Origin of the sequence: Pseudomonas sp. ATCC 43928, from assembly GCF_005938665.2 — a bacterium.
Taxonomy (GTDB): domain Bacteria; phylum Pseudomonadota; class Gammaproteobacteria; order Pseudomonadales; family Pseudomonadaceae; genus Aquipseudomonas.
Genome location: NZ_CP041753.1, coordinates 4,022,952 through 4,035,960, shown reverse-complemented (window position 1 = coordinate 4,035,960; position 13,009 = coordinate 4,022,952). Strand labels below are relative to the sequence as shown.

Genomic DNA, 13,009 nt, shown 5'->3' with positions numbered 1-13,009 from the left:
AGCGGTCGGTCGCGAAGGCTAGGTAGATCAGCTCTCAGCGCAAGTGATTGAGTCCTGACCGGCTTCAGCCGCCAGCTTCAATCGGTCAGCTTTACTAATGTATTTAGTCTTGCTTTTCGGTGCCAGTTTGGCGCTGGCCTTTTTGGCGTTAGCCTTTAATAACTGATTTATTTTTTTACGACGATTCATATTTTCTGCTCGGTTTGTCAGTGCTTGAATGATACCAGCTTAAAATTTCAGGTAAAAATTGATACCGGTTGCGGTGGCCCGCGGATTCCACTCCGTCTGCAGTGGCGGTTGCGGCGGGAACTTCAGGGTACTGGCCAGGTCAATGGGGGCCCTGTATCGCAGATGCCGAGCAGTGCTGGTGGCCTGTTTTACGACAGTGCCGTCCGAGATCAGCTGAGTCCGCCCCCTGATGCCAACCAAGATTTCTCTGCCGAGCCTCCTCCTGGCGTTCTGCGTCGTCACGTCGCTTTGTTCGGTTGCTGCCGAGCGAAGGGCGCCCTCGCAAAGCAACAGCGCATCAACCACCCTGATCGAAACCGCATCGCGGCAGTATGGAGATGGCCAGTTGGACCAAGCCGCTGCGACGCTGGAGCGTGCTCTGCATATCCAGCCGAACAATCCCGCGACGCTGCATTATCTCGGTGTGTTGCGTCTTCAGCAGGGGCAGTACCAACAGGCTGAAACGTTGGCGGTGCGCTCGAACATGAGAGTTGGTAGCAACGTAGCGTTACGCAACCGCAACTTCCAATTGATCCAGGCGGCGCAGCAGGCCAACGCATCGAGCACCTCACCCAACGCCAAAGAGGACCAGGTCGCAGTACAGAAGGGGCTTGAAGAGGAGGCCCAAAGGCTGCGCGAAGCAGAAATGGCCGCTGCTGAACAAGCCGCTCCGGATACTGGGCGCGATGCTGGCAACTTCGCTCGCGCAATGCCCGAAGGAGAATTGCAATCGGCTTCCGCCGAGCCAGCGCCCGCGTACGATGGTGTTGAGATTCCCCGTGGCCATTGGCCGCCTCCGGGTAAATGCCGAATCTGGTTTCCTGATCGTCCGCCCGGGCATCAGCCCCCACCGGGCAAATGCAAGAAGCTACGGCATCGGGTTCCGTTGGGAGCCTATCTGGTACACGGATGAGTTTCTGAGTGTCTTCTGGCGGGTCGGCGACGGTCCAGCTTCGACCGTCGCGTCACATCAATTGTCAGACTTCCGTCTGTTCCGCCATTCCCAAGGCATCATCGATATCTATTCTCAGGCTAGCGACGATAGTAGCGGTGATCGTCCTCGTAGGGGTGCCGCATGGGCCGATCATCGTGGCGCTCCCAATAACGATGGCGTTCAGCTTCTCGACGGGCTTGCTCTCTGCGCCACTGTTCTCTACGCCATTCGTCTCGGCGCCAATCGTCTCTACGATCGTGCCAACGGCCGTCATGCCAGTATCGGTCGTCATGGGCCAGCAAGGGGCCTGGCTGTTTGCCGGCCGTACTGGCCAAGGTTGGCCAAGGGTTACCGGCGGCCTCGACCGGAGCCTGAACGGCTGCCATTTCAGTTGTGAAAACAGGGGTTGAGGTCTTCATTTGTGTTGCTGATGCGGAGCCCATTGCCGCGAACGCGAACAGGCCGAAGAGCACCATCCGTGGGTCATGGAATTTCATGAGCGAAGACAACCTCTGATTGACAATGGACGTGTGGCCATCTGACTGCGGGAAGCCTGCGAGGTCGCGCTTACCGAGGATGTGCCTGTCCACATAGACCGATAAAAAGAGAAAAGTTCTAGGACCCCGCGGCTTAAATAGCCGACGACCTCATTGTTCGGCTTCTTTGAGGTTTGTTATCTAGTGGATTGGGTTAATTTGAGATTTATTACTTGGTGCAGGCGCACCTATCCCGTGACCGGTGGCCCTTGCGGTAAAAGTTTGGCCAGCCGGCGCAGGTTCTGCACTGCGGCGGCCAGCGTGAACTCATCGGTCGCGCCACTCATGCCACGTAGTCGTAAACGATCCACTTTCAAGATGCGCTTGAGGTGGGCAAACAACATTTCAAGATTCTTGCGTTCGTGGCGAGAGCGCATGTACTCCGGTGTCGCTGCAATATGCCGAGCCACATCCCGCTAGGGCAGCGTGTCGCGCTTGGCGAAGATGCTTGCCACTTCCGCCATGTTCTCGGTTCCCCAGGTGCACAGCGGGATGATCGCGTCAGCCAGGCTGCGACCGAGCGGGGTCAGCGTGTAATCCACGCGCGGCGGCACTTCCTTGTAGTCGGTCCGCGCCAGCACGTGATCGGCCTCCAAATCCTTCAATTGCTGGATCAGCACCTTGTCACTGACGCCAGGGATCAAACGCTTGAGTTCGCCATAGCGCTTTGGGCCGTCGCGCAGGAAAAACAGGACCAGCGGTTTCCACTTGCCCGAGATGATGCGCAGCGTGGCGTTGAGCCCGCAGCCGGGGTCGCAGGTTTCAGAAGGTGTGGTCATATTGGGTACTTACCTAAAAGTGCATACTTGTCGTTAGGTTATTAGATCCGCATAGTCGTTCTCAAGCAAGCAGCTCCCTGCTTCCATACAACGCTTAGGAAGGATGTACGACATGACCAGACTGAATGGAAAGACCGCTGTGATCACCGGTGGCGCTACGGGCATCGGCCTCGCCGCTGCAAAACGCTTCATCGAGGAGGGCGCCTTCGTCTTCATCTTTGGCCGCCGGCAGGAAGCGCTTGACGCCGCTGTGGCCGAACTTGGGCCCAATGCCCGCGCGGTGAAGGGCTCGGTCTCCGATGAGGCCGACCTCGACCGACTCTACGCAGCGGTGAAGGCCGAGCGCGGAACCCTCGACATCGTTTTCGCCAATGCCGGGGCGGGAGGCCCGCTTCCGCTCGGCAAGCTCACTGCCGAGCACATTGACGAAACCTTCGAAACCAATGTGAAGGGGACGATCTTCACGGTCCAGAAGGCGCTGCCGCTGATGGGCCAGGGCGGTTCGATCATCCTGACCGGGTCGAGCGCCGGCACCACGGGCGCCCCGGCATTCAGCGTCTACAGCGCGAGCAAGGCGGCAGTGCGCAACCTCGCGCGGACCTGGGCGGAGGACTTGAAGGGCACTGGCATCCGGGTAAACGTGCTGTCGCCCGGGCCGACGGCGACCGAACTCGCGAAGGCCGCGCTAGGCGAGGAGGGCATGAAGGTCTTCGCCTCGATGAATCCGCTCCAGCGCATGGCCGATCCAGCGGAGATCGGAGCGGTGGCTGCCTTTCTCGCGTCGCAGGACAGCAGCTTCATGACCGCCAGCGAGGTCGCCGTCGACGGCGGCCTGGCGCAAATCTGACTCGCCACGCCCGGTCCGCTATTTGGCGCCGCCGGGCGTGGTAAACCTGAGGAGAATATATGAGCTACGCAATCATCGGTTTCGGCAATATCGGCCAGGCCCTGGCCAAGGCGTTTGCCCGCAACGGCATCGAAGTAGCCGTTGCAACCACGCGCGCCCCGGAAAGCTTTGCATCCGTCGCAGCAGCGATCGGACCTCAGATCATTCCCAAAAACCTGGCGGACGCGGTCAAGGCGGACATCGTCTTTCTGGCTGTCCGTTTCGAGTCGCACCCGGATGTCGCTAAGGCGTTGCCGACCTGGAAGGGGAAGACCATCATCGATGTGACCAATGCCTACGGCGTGTCCCCTGAAGAACTGGGAGGAGAACCATCTTCCAGAGTCGTCGCGCAGGCCTTTACTGGTGGACGACTGGTCAAGGGCTTCAACCATTTGGGCGCCGCCGTCCTTGGCCAGGATCCGGCCGTACAGGGTGGCAGGAGAGTCGTGTTCCTGGCGAGCGACGATGACGGCGCCGCAACGGAAGTGGGTGCGCTTGCAGAAAATCTCGGTTTCTCGCCGATCAAACTGGGCGGGCTTTCGGAAGGTGGACTGCTTGTGCAGGCGCGCGGAAATACCTGGGGTCAACTGATCTTCAAGGACTTGGTCAAGTTCGGCTGATGAATCGCGATCGTAAATGTTGGTGCGGTCCTGGCCACAACTTATACGAGTTGGTAAGTGCTCAATAATGAAGGAGAGGAATGATGATGCTTGATAATGAAAGAATAATCAGAGAACTCTGCGCCGCCGCGGAAGGGCAGGGAACGGATATCGAGAAGTTTGTTTCCATGTTCTCTGAGGAAGGCTACATGTGGGATATGGCATCCGGCATGAAGTTTCGCGGCAAGGCCATTGGTGAGTCTATCGCGGGTATGGTCAGTGCGTTCCCCGATGTCCACCGTGAGATATTCAACGTCCATGTCGCGGGAGACGTCGTCGTTGTCGAACTCGCGATTCGGGGAACGCACAAGGGTGATCTGCCACTTGCTTCAGGGACGCTAGCTCCCACGGGCAAGAAGATAGATGTCCCGTCATGCGATGTTTTCCACCTCGAAGGCGGGAAGGTCAAATCTTTCCATTGCTACAACGAGGCTTCTGCGATGCAGCAACAACTCGGCCTCGTCCCCCGCTGAATGACGGACACTACGCGATCCTTTGTAAGAGCAAGGGAGAAGTCTTTATGAGCAATCAAGAGAATATCCAGATTGTGAAGGACTTTTTTGCAGCAATGGGCAGCGGCGATAGGCAAGGTCTGCTGGCGTTGTCTGCCGAAGATATCGAGTGGATCATTCCGGGAGAGGGGTGGCCGCTGGCCGGCACGCACCGCGGGCACGCGGGATTGGCAAACGTGCTTCAGAAGGCTTGCGCAGAGATGGAAGTTTCCTCCCCGCAGCCCCCCGAGTTCGTAGCGCAGGGAGACCGGGTCCTGGTCGTCGGCTTTGCTACGGGGAAAGTCAAAACCACGAACAGGACGTTTGAGGACCATTTTGTCTTCGCCATCACTGTTCGCAATGGCAAGCTGACGAACATCCGGGAGTACGTCGACACGCAAGCATTGGCGCGGGCCTCGGAAATGGTCGCGAGCCCTCGGACCTGAGTCATCGGAACTGATACCAACTCATTTGCGCGCCGTGACAGGGCGCGTTCGCCGCTTTGTTCATCCCCCGCTCTCAGGAAAGAGGCACCCGCCATTGCGGACCAGCGCCTTCACTTCCTCGCTCACCTGCATGGGGTTTTGACTTAATCGAGCAACCAAATCCTCGTGGCGCCGCACGTACGACTTCGAATCATGCTTCGCGCTCCAGAGCACAATGTTGATCACGATGGGAATGAGGTCCAGGCCCTTCTCGGTCAACGTGTAAAAGTCCTTGCGTCTGTCGTCGGGGCTGGGCGCCTTCGAGAGAACGCCTTGCTCCTCAAGAAAGGCAAGTCGGGAAGCAAGAACATTGGTCGCGATTCCCTCTTCCGATTTCAGAAACTGGCCATACGTCTTCTTTCCAACAAAAACGATGTCGCGAATGATCAAGAGCGACCACCGGTCGCCAAAAATCTCCACGCCGTAGTTCACCGCGCAATGGGATCGAAAGTCTTCTTTAAGAGTTGTCTTCATGGCTGGATCTTAGCATCGCTTGCATGTCGCAAGTAAAATTCCATAGATCACTTGCTATTTGCAAGTAAAGCGACCAGCATGGATCGCACGTTGAATGAGTTCGCCGGATCGCACCAGCAGCCATGGAATGATCAACCCCCATACCTGCAAGGAAACTGCGCATGAGCACTATCAGCATCATCGGCTCAGGTGGAATGGCCGCAGCGATCGGCGGCCTTGCCGCCCAAGCCGGACACACCGTCGAGGTGATGAGTCGTGACGCCATCAAGGCGCGGGCGCTGGCCGAGCAGATCGGAGCCGGCGCGACGACAGGAACGTTCGGCGCCGCGCCGGCCGGGGATATTGTCATTCTGGCGGTTCCCTATTCAGTCGTTCTCGACGTGGTGAAGCAGTACGGCGAAGAATTGGCAGGCAAGCTTCTTGTCGACATCACCAACCCCGTCGCCCCCGACTTCACAAGCTTTGTGACTCCTGAGAATAGTTTCGGCGCGCAGGAAATCGCCAAAGCAGCCCCAGCCGACGCCGAAGTCATCAAGGCGTTCAACACCCATTTCTCCCACGTCCTGGCTGCCGCTCCTGTCGAGGGCCACCCGTCGGACGTGTTCATCGCTGGAGACGACGCGCAGGCGAAGGCACGCGTCTCGGCATTCATCGAGAGCCTCGGATTACGCCCGATGGACACCGGGCCGTTACTCATGGCGCGAACGTTGGAGCACGCCTGCCTGCTTTCGCTGGGCCTCATTGCCCACTCCGTCAAGCACACGCACTTCTCAATCGGCGTCAGCCTTCTCGGCTGACCGCACCCGCAGCACCATTTTTTATCCCACTTACAAGGATCACCAACATGCGCGTTTTCGTAACTGGCGGGACCGGCCATTCCGGTCCATACATCATCTCCGACCTCATCGCTGCCGGCCACGAGGTCACCGCTTTGGCCCGGTCAGACAGCGCGGCGGAGGCGATCACTGCGCTCGGCGCAAAGGTGCGTCGCGGTGATCTCGATGATCTCGAGGGGCTCAAGGAGGCGGCTGCAGCCGCCGACGGCGTAATCCACGTCGCGCACCGACAAGACCTGCTTCCGGTCGGCGGGATCGACGCTGTTGCCGCAGCGGAGGTCCAGATCATGCTCGCATACGGTGATGCACTGGCTGGAACGGGAAAGCCGCTGGTCGTGTCGGGCAGCATTGGTTCGCCGACTAACGAGGGTTGGCCGGTTCCTGGGCCGCTCCAGAACCGACCGGCGACCGAGGAAGATCCGGCTCTTTCTCCGGCTGGCGATCAATATAAGGGCTCCCTGCGGGTTCGTAACATCGTGGAGCTGACTGTAATCGGTCTCGCAGAGCGGGGCGTACGGTCTTCGGTCGTGCGCATTTCTGAAATCATGCACAGCTCAACCGACAAGGCCGGTTTCCTTCAGGTCCTAATCGGGCAAGCAAAGGAAAAGGGCGTCGTTGGCTTCCCCGGCGACGGCTCCAACCGGTGGGCGGCAGTGCATGCCCGCGACCTCGCTACCCTGTTCCGCCTGGCGCTGGAGAAGGGGCCCGCTGGCAGATCCTGGCATGCGGTTGCCGAAGGGGCTATCCCGTACCGCGAGATCGCGCAGGCCATTGGCAGCCGTCTGAACCTTCCCGTCGTGCCCATTCCTGCGGACGTAATGATGGGGCCGGGTTTCTTCGGCTTCCTCGCGAACTTGGTGACGCTGGATACCCCGGCGTCGAGCGATATCACGCGCCGGATGCTCGGCTGGACACCAATGCAGCCGGGCCTGTTTGCCGATATGGACAATGGCCATTACTTCCCTGCCGCCTGAGTGAGCTGAGGATGTTCGCCGGGTCGCAACGAGCCCGGCACAACACGGGATACCAACCGGGGGAAGCCCGTTCAGAGATTGCGGGCAATACCCCAACTCATTTGGAGATTACACATGAGCACTATCAGCATCATCGGTTCAGGAGGCATGGCTGCGGCCATTGCCGGTCGTGCCGCCAAAGCTGGACACACCGTCGAGGTGGTCAGCCGCGACCCCACCAAGGCGCAGGCGCTGGTCGACAAGCTCGCAGCAGGAGCGACCACAGGAACCTATGGGGCCGCGCCCGCTGGCGACATCGTCATCCTCGCCGTGCCTTACACCGGTGCGGCCTCGGTGGTGACCGATTACGGAGACGCACTCGACGGCAAGGTGATCATCGACATCACCAACACGGCCTCGCCGGACCTCACGGGTCTCGTCTCTCCCGCCGGCAGTTCTGGTGCGCAGGAGATCGCCAGGATCGCCCCCGCCAGCGCGCATGTCGTGAAGGCATTCAACGCCCTTTTCGGCCACGTCCTTGCCAAGGGAGGCCCCCTCGATGCGTTCATCGCCGCCGACGATCCGCAGGCCAAGGCGCGCGTCTCGACGTTCATCGAAAGTCTCGGGCTGCGTCCGTTGGATGTTGGTGGCCTGCACATGGCCCAGACGCTCGAGGCGCTCGGCCTGATGATGATCGGCCTGGCGAAAAACGGCGCCGGCACTTGGGACATCGCCTTGAAAGTCGATATCGGCTGAGTCTCCGACACCACGCCCCTCACCGGCAGGTCCACAAGGTATCTGATTAGAACGGACGCGAGCAGATGCGAGAGAAGCGGAGAGATTTTGATGAACACACAAAAGAATGTTCAGGTTGTTAAAGACTTCTTTACTGCAATGGGCCGCAGCGATAGGCGAGGTCTAATGGCGCTGACTTCCGAAGATATTGAATGGATCATTCCGGGCGAGGACTGGCCGCTGGCTGGCACGCATCGCGGGCACGCGGGATTGGAAGATCTGCTTCAGAAGGCTTCCGAAAAGATGGAAACCTCTGTCATGGAGTTCCATGAATACGTGGCGCAGGGTGACCGGGTTCTGGTCGTCGGCTTCGCCAAGGGGAGAATCAAGGCCACGAATAAAACGTGGGAGGACGATTGGGTCTTCGCCATTACCGTGCGAAATGGAAAGCTGACGAACATCCGGGAGTATATCGATACGCAAGCACTGTCGCGGGCCTGCGAAATGGACGTGGGCTCCAGGCCCTGACCCATCGAGAAGAACTGTACGCAGCCGGGGAGGGGAGCGGGGAAGACATCGCGAAGTGTGTCTCCTTCTTCTCGGATAAAGGAGAGGATTGCTAAACCAGTTGGCGAATCCCCAAAGACAAAATCAACCCACCGCACAGTCGATCAATTGCTTTTTTCCTCCCTTGATACCCGGCAGCGATCTTGGGTTGCGAAAGAGCGATTGCGACCATTCCATACCAGGTCATTGAAACCACCACGACAACTGCCAGCATCGACAAAAACGTGCCTGGCGAAACGTGGGCGGGGGCTGCGGCTGAAAAGACAGCGGCATAGAAAGCCATGGACTTGGGGTTGCCAATATTGGTAACCACACCCTGAATGAAGGACTGCCGGCAACTGCCGGCGATGGCATCATTTAGCGGGCCAAGCGCATTCTTCCCTGCGTTGATCAGCAGTCGGAATCCGAACCACATCAGGTAGGCGGCGCCCAGAACCTTTACAACAAGCGCAGCCCAAGGGAGCGCAGCAAATACAACCCCGAGACCTGCAATTGCACAGGTGGACCAGAACAAGTTGACCAGTACGATGCCCGCGACCAAAGCCAGAGCTTCTGACCGCGTAGCAGCCACCGCTTTATGGACCACCGCAACGAAATTTGGCCCGGGGATAACGACGCCGGCCAAGTAGACCAAAAAGACTGTCAAAACGGCGGAACCATCGATCATGTGCTTCCTCGCGAGTCCAGTGGACGGTGATCGTCACGGGTGAGATGTACTAAGAGCTAAGGTCGTTTGTGACCTCAACGTCCATCGAAATAAGAGTCTTGCACAGCGTTATCGAGATCAGGGGCTTTTTACACACTTTGGACCACTGGCTGCCAGTCAATTGTGTCCAAAGAATCAGGGACAATTCATAATGCTGTCCATCTCCACTAACACCTCCAAGATCGACACCCATGCCTGAAGAGTTCGAAGTCCCCAGCCCTCACGAGCAACACATTGAGCACACCACCCATCATGCGCATGCACAAGGCGACAGCTTTGCCAGCAAGATTGCGGTGATGACAGCCATCATGGCGACCGTCGGCGCCCTGATGAGCTATCAGGCCGGCTCAACGGAGAATGAGGCGGCCATGGACAAAAACAACGCCGCTATCCAGAAAACCGAAGCCGCCAACGAGTGGAATTATTACCAGGCCAAGTCCAGCCGGCAGAACCTGTCGGATCTGGCAAGCCATCTCCCTGGGCTGGATTCCGCCCATTATGTTGCTGAGGCGCGGCGGTACGGGGAACAGAAGGAGGAGGCGCGCAAGAAGGCTGAAGCATTCGAACAACGGGCAAGGGAGTGGGACGAGAAGTCAGAGCAGGCGTTGCATCAGCATCACCGCTGGGCCCAGGCAATGACAGCGATTCAAATAGCAATTTCACTGGCGGCCATTACCTTGCTGACGCGTAAGGAATGGCTCAAGCGGCTCTCGTTTGGGGCCGCGGGTGTTGGCGTCATGCTGGGTTCGCTGGCTTGGCTGCATATCTGAGCGAGGCGCTCAGACGTTCACCTGTCGAATGCGACCGCTACTGGTCGATTTCTGCCCTTCACGAACGGCAGAAATCGGCCAAAAGGGACGGTGGACACGGTGATGGCAAAGCTAGACAAGGACTTACAGGACGACAAGGAACTTTATACGGCACGCCATCGCGACATGGCATGTCACCTATAGTAGTTATACGCTTGCAAGGAATCGCAATGATCACCGTCTATGGAATTGACTACAATTTAAATGCCAAAAAAGCACAGATGTCCGATGTGCTACATAATTGCATGACTACTGTTCTTGGGTTACCCGAAGACAAGCGTGCTCACCGTTTCGTCCCGCTAGATAAAACTAATTTCTATTACCCCGGCGGCAGATCTGAAAAATACACAGTAATCGAAATAAGCATGATTTCTGGGCGAACGGAAGAAACAAAAAAGAAGCTCATAAAGCAAATATTTACAGCCTTTGAGCGAAACTTGGCTATAAATCCGGTTGACGTTGAAATCACAATATTTGAGCAACCAAGTCATTGCTGGGGATTCCGAGGGATCACAGGCGATGAGGCAACCTTGAGTTACAGGGTTAACGTATAACAAGCGGTTCAAGCCGTTCGCTTCGCTCTCTGGGACCGCGTACCGCGGTTCCTTGATTTATTTTCTCGACTCAAATCATCCACTTTTTGGCCGGTTTAGGTCTTCCGGGAACGGCTGCTATTCAATCGGCCAAAAGCGAACACTTGGGCACGCGCGACCATATCCGCTACCGGGAAACTCCCATTTCCCCGGCCGCTCGGCCATCAACCAAAGCCTGGATCTCTGCGAAGACACCCGAAGCAAGGCTGGCCGGGACGCCCCAATAATCAAATATCCCGCCCTCATCTCTGTTTTGGCCGCAAGTGACGAAAACGCCAGTTCCAAAATGCCGCTTCAGACGCATCGCCAACCAGCCCACGAATCCGCTGTTGTCTACGTTTTCAGGGAAATGGAAACGGAAGACGCCGAACAGTTCTCGCTCGATGTCGTCGCAAGGGACCAGTTGACTCCATACCTTGTCGTCTCGAACGAGCGCCAGTGCGTCGGGATATGCCGCACCAGGAAACGATGACAAGGGAAACTCCAAAAACGTATATGTGCCAGGAAAGAACCGGACGCGCGCCTGAGAGGTCACGTGCAGTAGTCGGCGCTCGGTATCCGCTGCCGTTTCATGCGATATGTTCACCAATTCATAATCTCCGCTCTACGAAGCGCAACGCGCTTACTTTGATTGACCCAAGGCATGATGAACAGCAAGATCTTGAAGATAAATGCTCAAGATTTAATAACATTGACAACTAAAGGTTGTAGATATGGACAAGCTGAAAAGCATGGCAGCGTTCGTGGCGGCAGCCGAATCAGACTCGTTCTCGGCAGCCGCTGCCTTGTTAGGCGTGACCCCGCAATTGATTGCCAAACAGGTCGGCAATCTGGAATCTGAGCTAGGCCTCAAATTGATCACGCGAACCACTCGCCGTCAAAGCTTGACTGCCGTGGGCAGGGAATATTACTCACGCTGCAAGGCCATTCTGAGCGACGTTGATGACGCCGATGCTCTGGCCTTGGCAGCGAACTCAACACCGCGAGGAAAAATAAGGATCAGCGCGCCGTATAATTATGGCTCTCATCGACTGATCCCGTTCCTCACCCAATACCTGACGCGTTACCCCGAAACGGAAATCGAGTTGGAGTTGACGGACAGGTTCGTGAATGTCGTGGAAGAAGGTTACGAAGTCGTCTTCCGGCTGGGAAAACCTCAACTGGCCGACAGTGCAGCTCTGGTTCAACGCGGTTTGAAACCTTTCAGGATGTTAGCCTGCGCATCCCCCGCTTATCTCTCCCGCAAAGGGGTCCCGCTCCATCCTGAGCAGCTCGTGGACCATGACTGTCTGGGCTACCTGTTTTCCGATCGAATGACAGACAAGCTCTGGCGATTCACTAAAGATATGCAGACGTTCACGATCCCCATTGCGAGTCGACTGAAAGTAAACAACACCATGGCCAAGGTGAACGCCGCATTGTCGGGTTTCGGTATTACGCTCTGCGTCGAGGACGTGCTGACGCCCTACGTGCGACGAGGTGAGTTGGTCGTGCTTTTTGAGAACTTCGAAGGCCCCATCTACCCTGTCAACCTGATCTACCCCGCCGACCGTCGCCCTTCAGCAAAGCTCCGACACTTCGTGGATGAGGTCATCCAAAGCTTGGGTTGACCGCAGCTAGAGCTGATTGCACACAGCTTGAGCGAGCGTGCCAGTCGATGGATGGCGAGCACTGCGTGATCATGGATGTGGAACCCACACCGGCTCATCGAACCCCAGAAGTCGAGAGCACCAAGACGATAATCGATCGGGTCGAAGTGCAGTTCGACATCAAGCCAGAGCGCCTCATTGGCGACACCGCTTACGGTACTGCGCCGATGCTGGCCTGGATGGTGGAGAAAAAAGACATCGAGCCGCATATGCCGGTGTGGGGCAAAACTGAGCGCAAGAACGACAGCTTTTCGAGTAACGATTTCCACTGGAATGAAGAGGCCGAGGAATACCGCTGCCCGGCCGGCAACGTATTACGCAGCGAATGGCGAGCCTTCAAGACGAGCGTTCGCACGTCACCAACACCATCATCTTCCGATCCAGGCAGACCGACTGCGCGACATGCCTGCTGAAAGCCAAGTGCTGTCCGAACACCTCGATTCGCAAGATTGCTCGCAGCGTCCATGAAGCCGCTCGTGATGTGGCTCGACGCATTGCAGCAACGCCGGAGTACGTGCGCTCTCACCATGAGCGCAAGAAGGTCGAAATGCTGTTTGCCCGCTTCAAGCGCATCCTGAAACTGGATCGCCTGCGACTACGGGGCATGAGTGGTGCGGCCGACGAATTCACGCTGGCCGTCGCAGTGCAGAACCGGCTATCGATCCTGCACGCAATGATGGCAATATGAC

General features: G+C 57.5%; 18 protein-coding genes and 2 pseudogenes. 13 read left to right on the top strand and 7 right to left on the bottom strand.

The window, feature by feature from the left end:
- Nucleotides 1-27: 27 nt before the first annotated feature.
- Nucleotides 28-189: a DUF2986 domain-containing protein gene (locus FFH90_RS18385; protein ID WP_018930247.1), complete on the bottom strand. Its 162-nt coding sequence runs from the start codon at nt 187-189 to the stop codon at nt 28-30.
- Nucleotides 190-418: 229 nt separating this feature from the next.
- On the opposite strand from FFH90_RS18385, the gene FFH90_RS18375 reads away from it, so the two are divergent.
- Nucleotides 419-1,141, top strand: coding sequence for a tetratricopeptide repeat protein (locus tag FFH90_RS18375; protein ID WP_064618422.1), 723 nt, complete (start codon nt 419-421; stop codon nt 1,139-1,141).
- Nucleotides 1,142-1,260: 119 nt separating this feature from the next.
- Here FFH90_RS18375 and FFH90_RS30400 read toward each other — a convergent pair whose 3' ends face one another.
- From FFH90_RS30400 to FFH90_RS18360, 3 genes and pseudogenes are all read right to left on the bottom strand, one after another.
- Complete coding sequence (locus tag FFH90_RS30400; protein WP_230139441.1) at nt 1,261-1,659, bottom strand: hypothetical protein; 399 nt, start codon at nt 1,657-1,659, stop codon at nt 1,261-1,263.
- A gap of 227 nt (nt 1,660-1,886) precedes the next feature.
- Nucleotides 1,887-2,114: pseudogene (locus FFH90_RS18365) on the bottom strand (transposase); the annotation flags it as partial.
- Complete coding sequence (locus FFH90_RS18360) at nt 2,115-2,477, bottom strand: helix-turn-helix domain-containing protein (RefSeq protein WP_018930252.1); 363 nt, start codon at nt 2,475-2,477, stop codon at nt 2,115-2,117.
- A gap of 112 nt (nt 2,478-2,589) precedes the next feature.
- Here FFH90_RS18360 and FFH90_RS18355 point away from each other — a divergent pair, with 112 nt between their 5' ends.
- The 4 genes from FFH90_RS18355 (at nt 2,590) to FFH90_RS18340 (ending at nt 4,959) form a co-directional block, all read left to right on the top strand.
- Complete coding sequence (locus tag FFH90_RS18355) at nt 2,590-3,324, top strand: SDR family NAD(P)-dependent oxidoreductase (protein WP_018930253.1); 735 nt, start codon at nt 2,590-2,592, stop codon at nt 3,322-3,324.
- 59 nt (nt 3,325-3,383) lie between these two features.
- The gene (locus tag FFH90_RS18350; protein ID WP_138867796.1) at nt 3,384-3,983 is read left to right on the top strand and encodes an NADPH-dependent F420 reductase; all 600 of its coding nucleotides are present in this window, start codon (nt 3,384-3,386) and stop codon (nt 3,981-3,983) included.
- A gap of 83 nt (nt 3,984-4,066) precedes the next feature.
- A complete protein-coding gene (locus tag FFH90_RS18345) occupies nt 4,067-4,495 on the top strand; it encodes an ester cyclase (RefSeq protein WP_230139440.1) in 429 nt (142 codons plus the stop codon).
- 47 nt (nt 4,496-4,542) lie between these two features.
- Nucleotides 4,543-4,959, top strand: coding sequence for a nuclear transport factor 2 family protein (locus FFH90_RS18340; protein WP_111453437.1), 417 nt, complete (start codon nt 4,543-4,545; stop codon nt 4,957-4,959).
- Nucleotides 4,960-5,019: 60 nt separating this feature from the next.
- On the opposite strand, the gene FFH90_RS18335 is transcribed toward FFH90_RS18340, so the two are convergent.
- The gene (locus FFH90_RS18335; RefSeq protein WP_018930255.1) at nt 5,020-5,472 is read right to left on the bottom strand and encodes a helix-turn-helix domain-containing protein; all 453 of its coding nucleotides are present in this window, start codon (nt 5,470-5,472) and stop codon (nt 5,020-5,022) included.
- Between the two features lie 161 nt (nt 5,473-5,633).
- Between FFH90_RS18335 and FFH90_RS18330 the strand changes: the two genes are divergently transcribed.
- From FFH90_RS18330 to FFH90_RS18315, 4 genes are all read left to right on the top strand, one after another.
- The gene (locus tag FFH90_RS18330; RefSeq protein ID WP_138867795.1) at nt 5,634-6,269 is read left to right on the top strand and encodes an NADPH-dependent F420 reductase; all 636 of its coding nucleotides are present in this window, start codon (nt 5,634-5,636) and stop codon (nt 6,267-6,269) included.
- Nucleotides 6,270-6,316: 47 nt separating this feature from the next.
- On the top strand, nt 6,317-7,282 hold the full coding sequence (locus tag FFH90_RS18325) for an SDR family oxidoreductase (protein ID WP_138867794.1): 966 nt from the start codon (nt 6,317-6,319) through the stop codon (nt 7,280-7,282).
- A 114-nt stretch (nt 7,283-7,396) separates the two neighbouring features.
- On the top strand, nt 7,397-8,017 hold the full coding sequence (locus FFH90_RS18320) for an NADPH-dependent F420 reductase (RefSeq protein ID WP_138867793.1): 621 nt from the start codon (nt 7,397-7,399) through the stop codon (nt 8,015-8,017).
- Between the two features lie 90 nt (nt 8,018-8,107).
- A complete protein-coding gene (locus tag FFH90_RS18315; protein WP_086946188.1) occupies nt 8,108-8,524 on the top strand; it encodes a nuclear transport factor 2 family protein in 417 nt (138 codons plus the stop codon).
- Between the two features lie 91 nt (nt 8,525-8,615).
- On the opposite strand, the gene FFH90_RS18310 is transcribed toward FFH90_RS18315, so the two are convergent.
- Entirely contained in the window at nt 8,616-9,230 is a 615-nt protein-coding gene (locus FFH90_RS18310; protein ID WP_064618408.1) for a LysE family translocator, read from the bottom strand.
- Between the two features lie 230 nt (nt 9,231-9,460).
- Here FFH90_RS18310 and FFH90_RS18305 point away from each other — a divergent pair, with 230 nt between their 5' ends.
- Nucleotides 9,461-10,039 carry a DUF4337 domain-containing protein gene (locus tag FFH90_RS18305; protein WP_018930261.1) on the top strand — a complete coding sequence of 193 codons (579 nt, stop codon included), beginning with the start codon at nt 9,461-9,463 and terminating at the stop codon, nt 10,037-10,039.
- 209 nt (nt 10,040-10,248) lie between these two features.
- Nucleotides 10,249-10,632, top strand: coding sequence for a tautomerase family protein (locus FFH90_RS18300; RefSeq protein ID WP_138867792.1), 384 nt, complete (start codon nt 10,249-10,251; stop codon nt 10,630-10,632).
- Between the two features lie 166 nt (nt 10,633-10,798).
- Here FFH90_RS18300 and FFH90_RS18295 read toward each other — a convergent pair whose 3' ends face one another.
- The gene (locus tag FFH90_RS18295; protein WP_230139439.1) at nt 10,799-11,257 is read right to left on the bottom strand and encodes a DUF6196 family protein; all 459 of its coding nucleotides are present in this window, start codon (nt 11,255-11,257) and stop codon (nt 10,799-10,801) included.
- A 127-nt stretch (nt 11,258-11,384) separates the two neighbouring features.
- Between FFH90_RS18295 and FFH90_RS18290 the strand changes: the two genes are divergently transcribed.
- The gene (locus FFH90_RS18290) at nt 11,385-12,281 is read left to right on the top strand and encodes a LysR family transcriptional regulator (protein WP_018930328.1); all 897 of its coding nucleotides are present in this window, start codon (nt 11,385-11,387) and stop codon (nt 12,279-12,281) included.
- A gap of 47 nt (nt 12,282-12,328) precedes the next feature.
- Nucleotides 12,329-13,008, top strand: a pseudogene (locus FFH90_RS18285) (transposase); the annotation flags it as partial.
- Between the last annotated feature and the right edge of the window lies 1 nt (nt 13,009).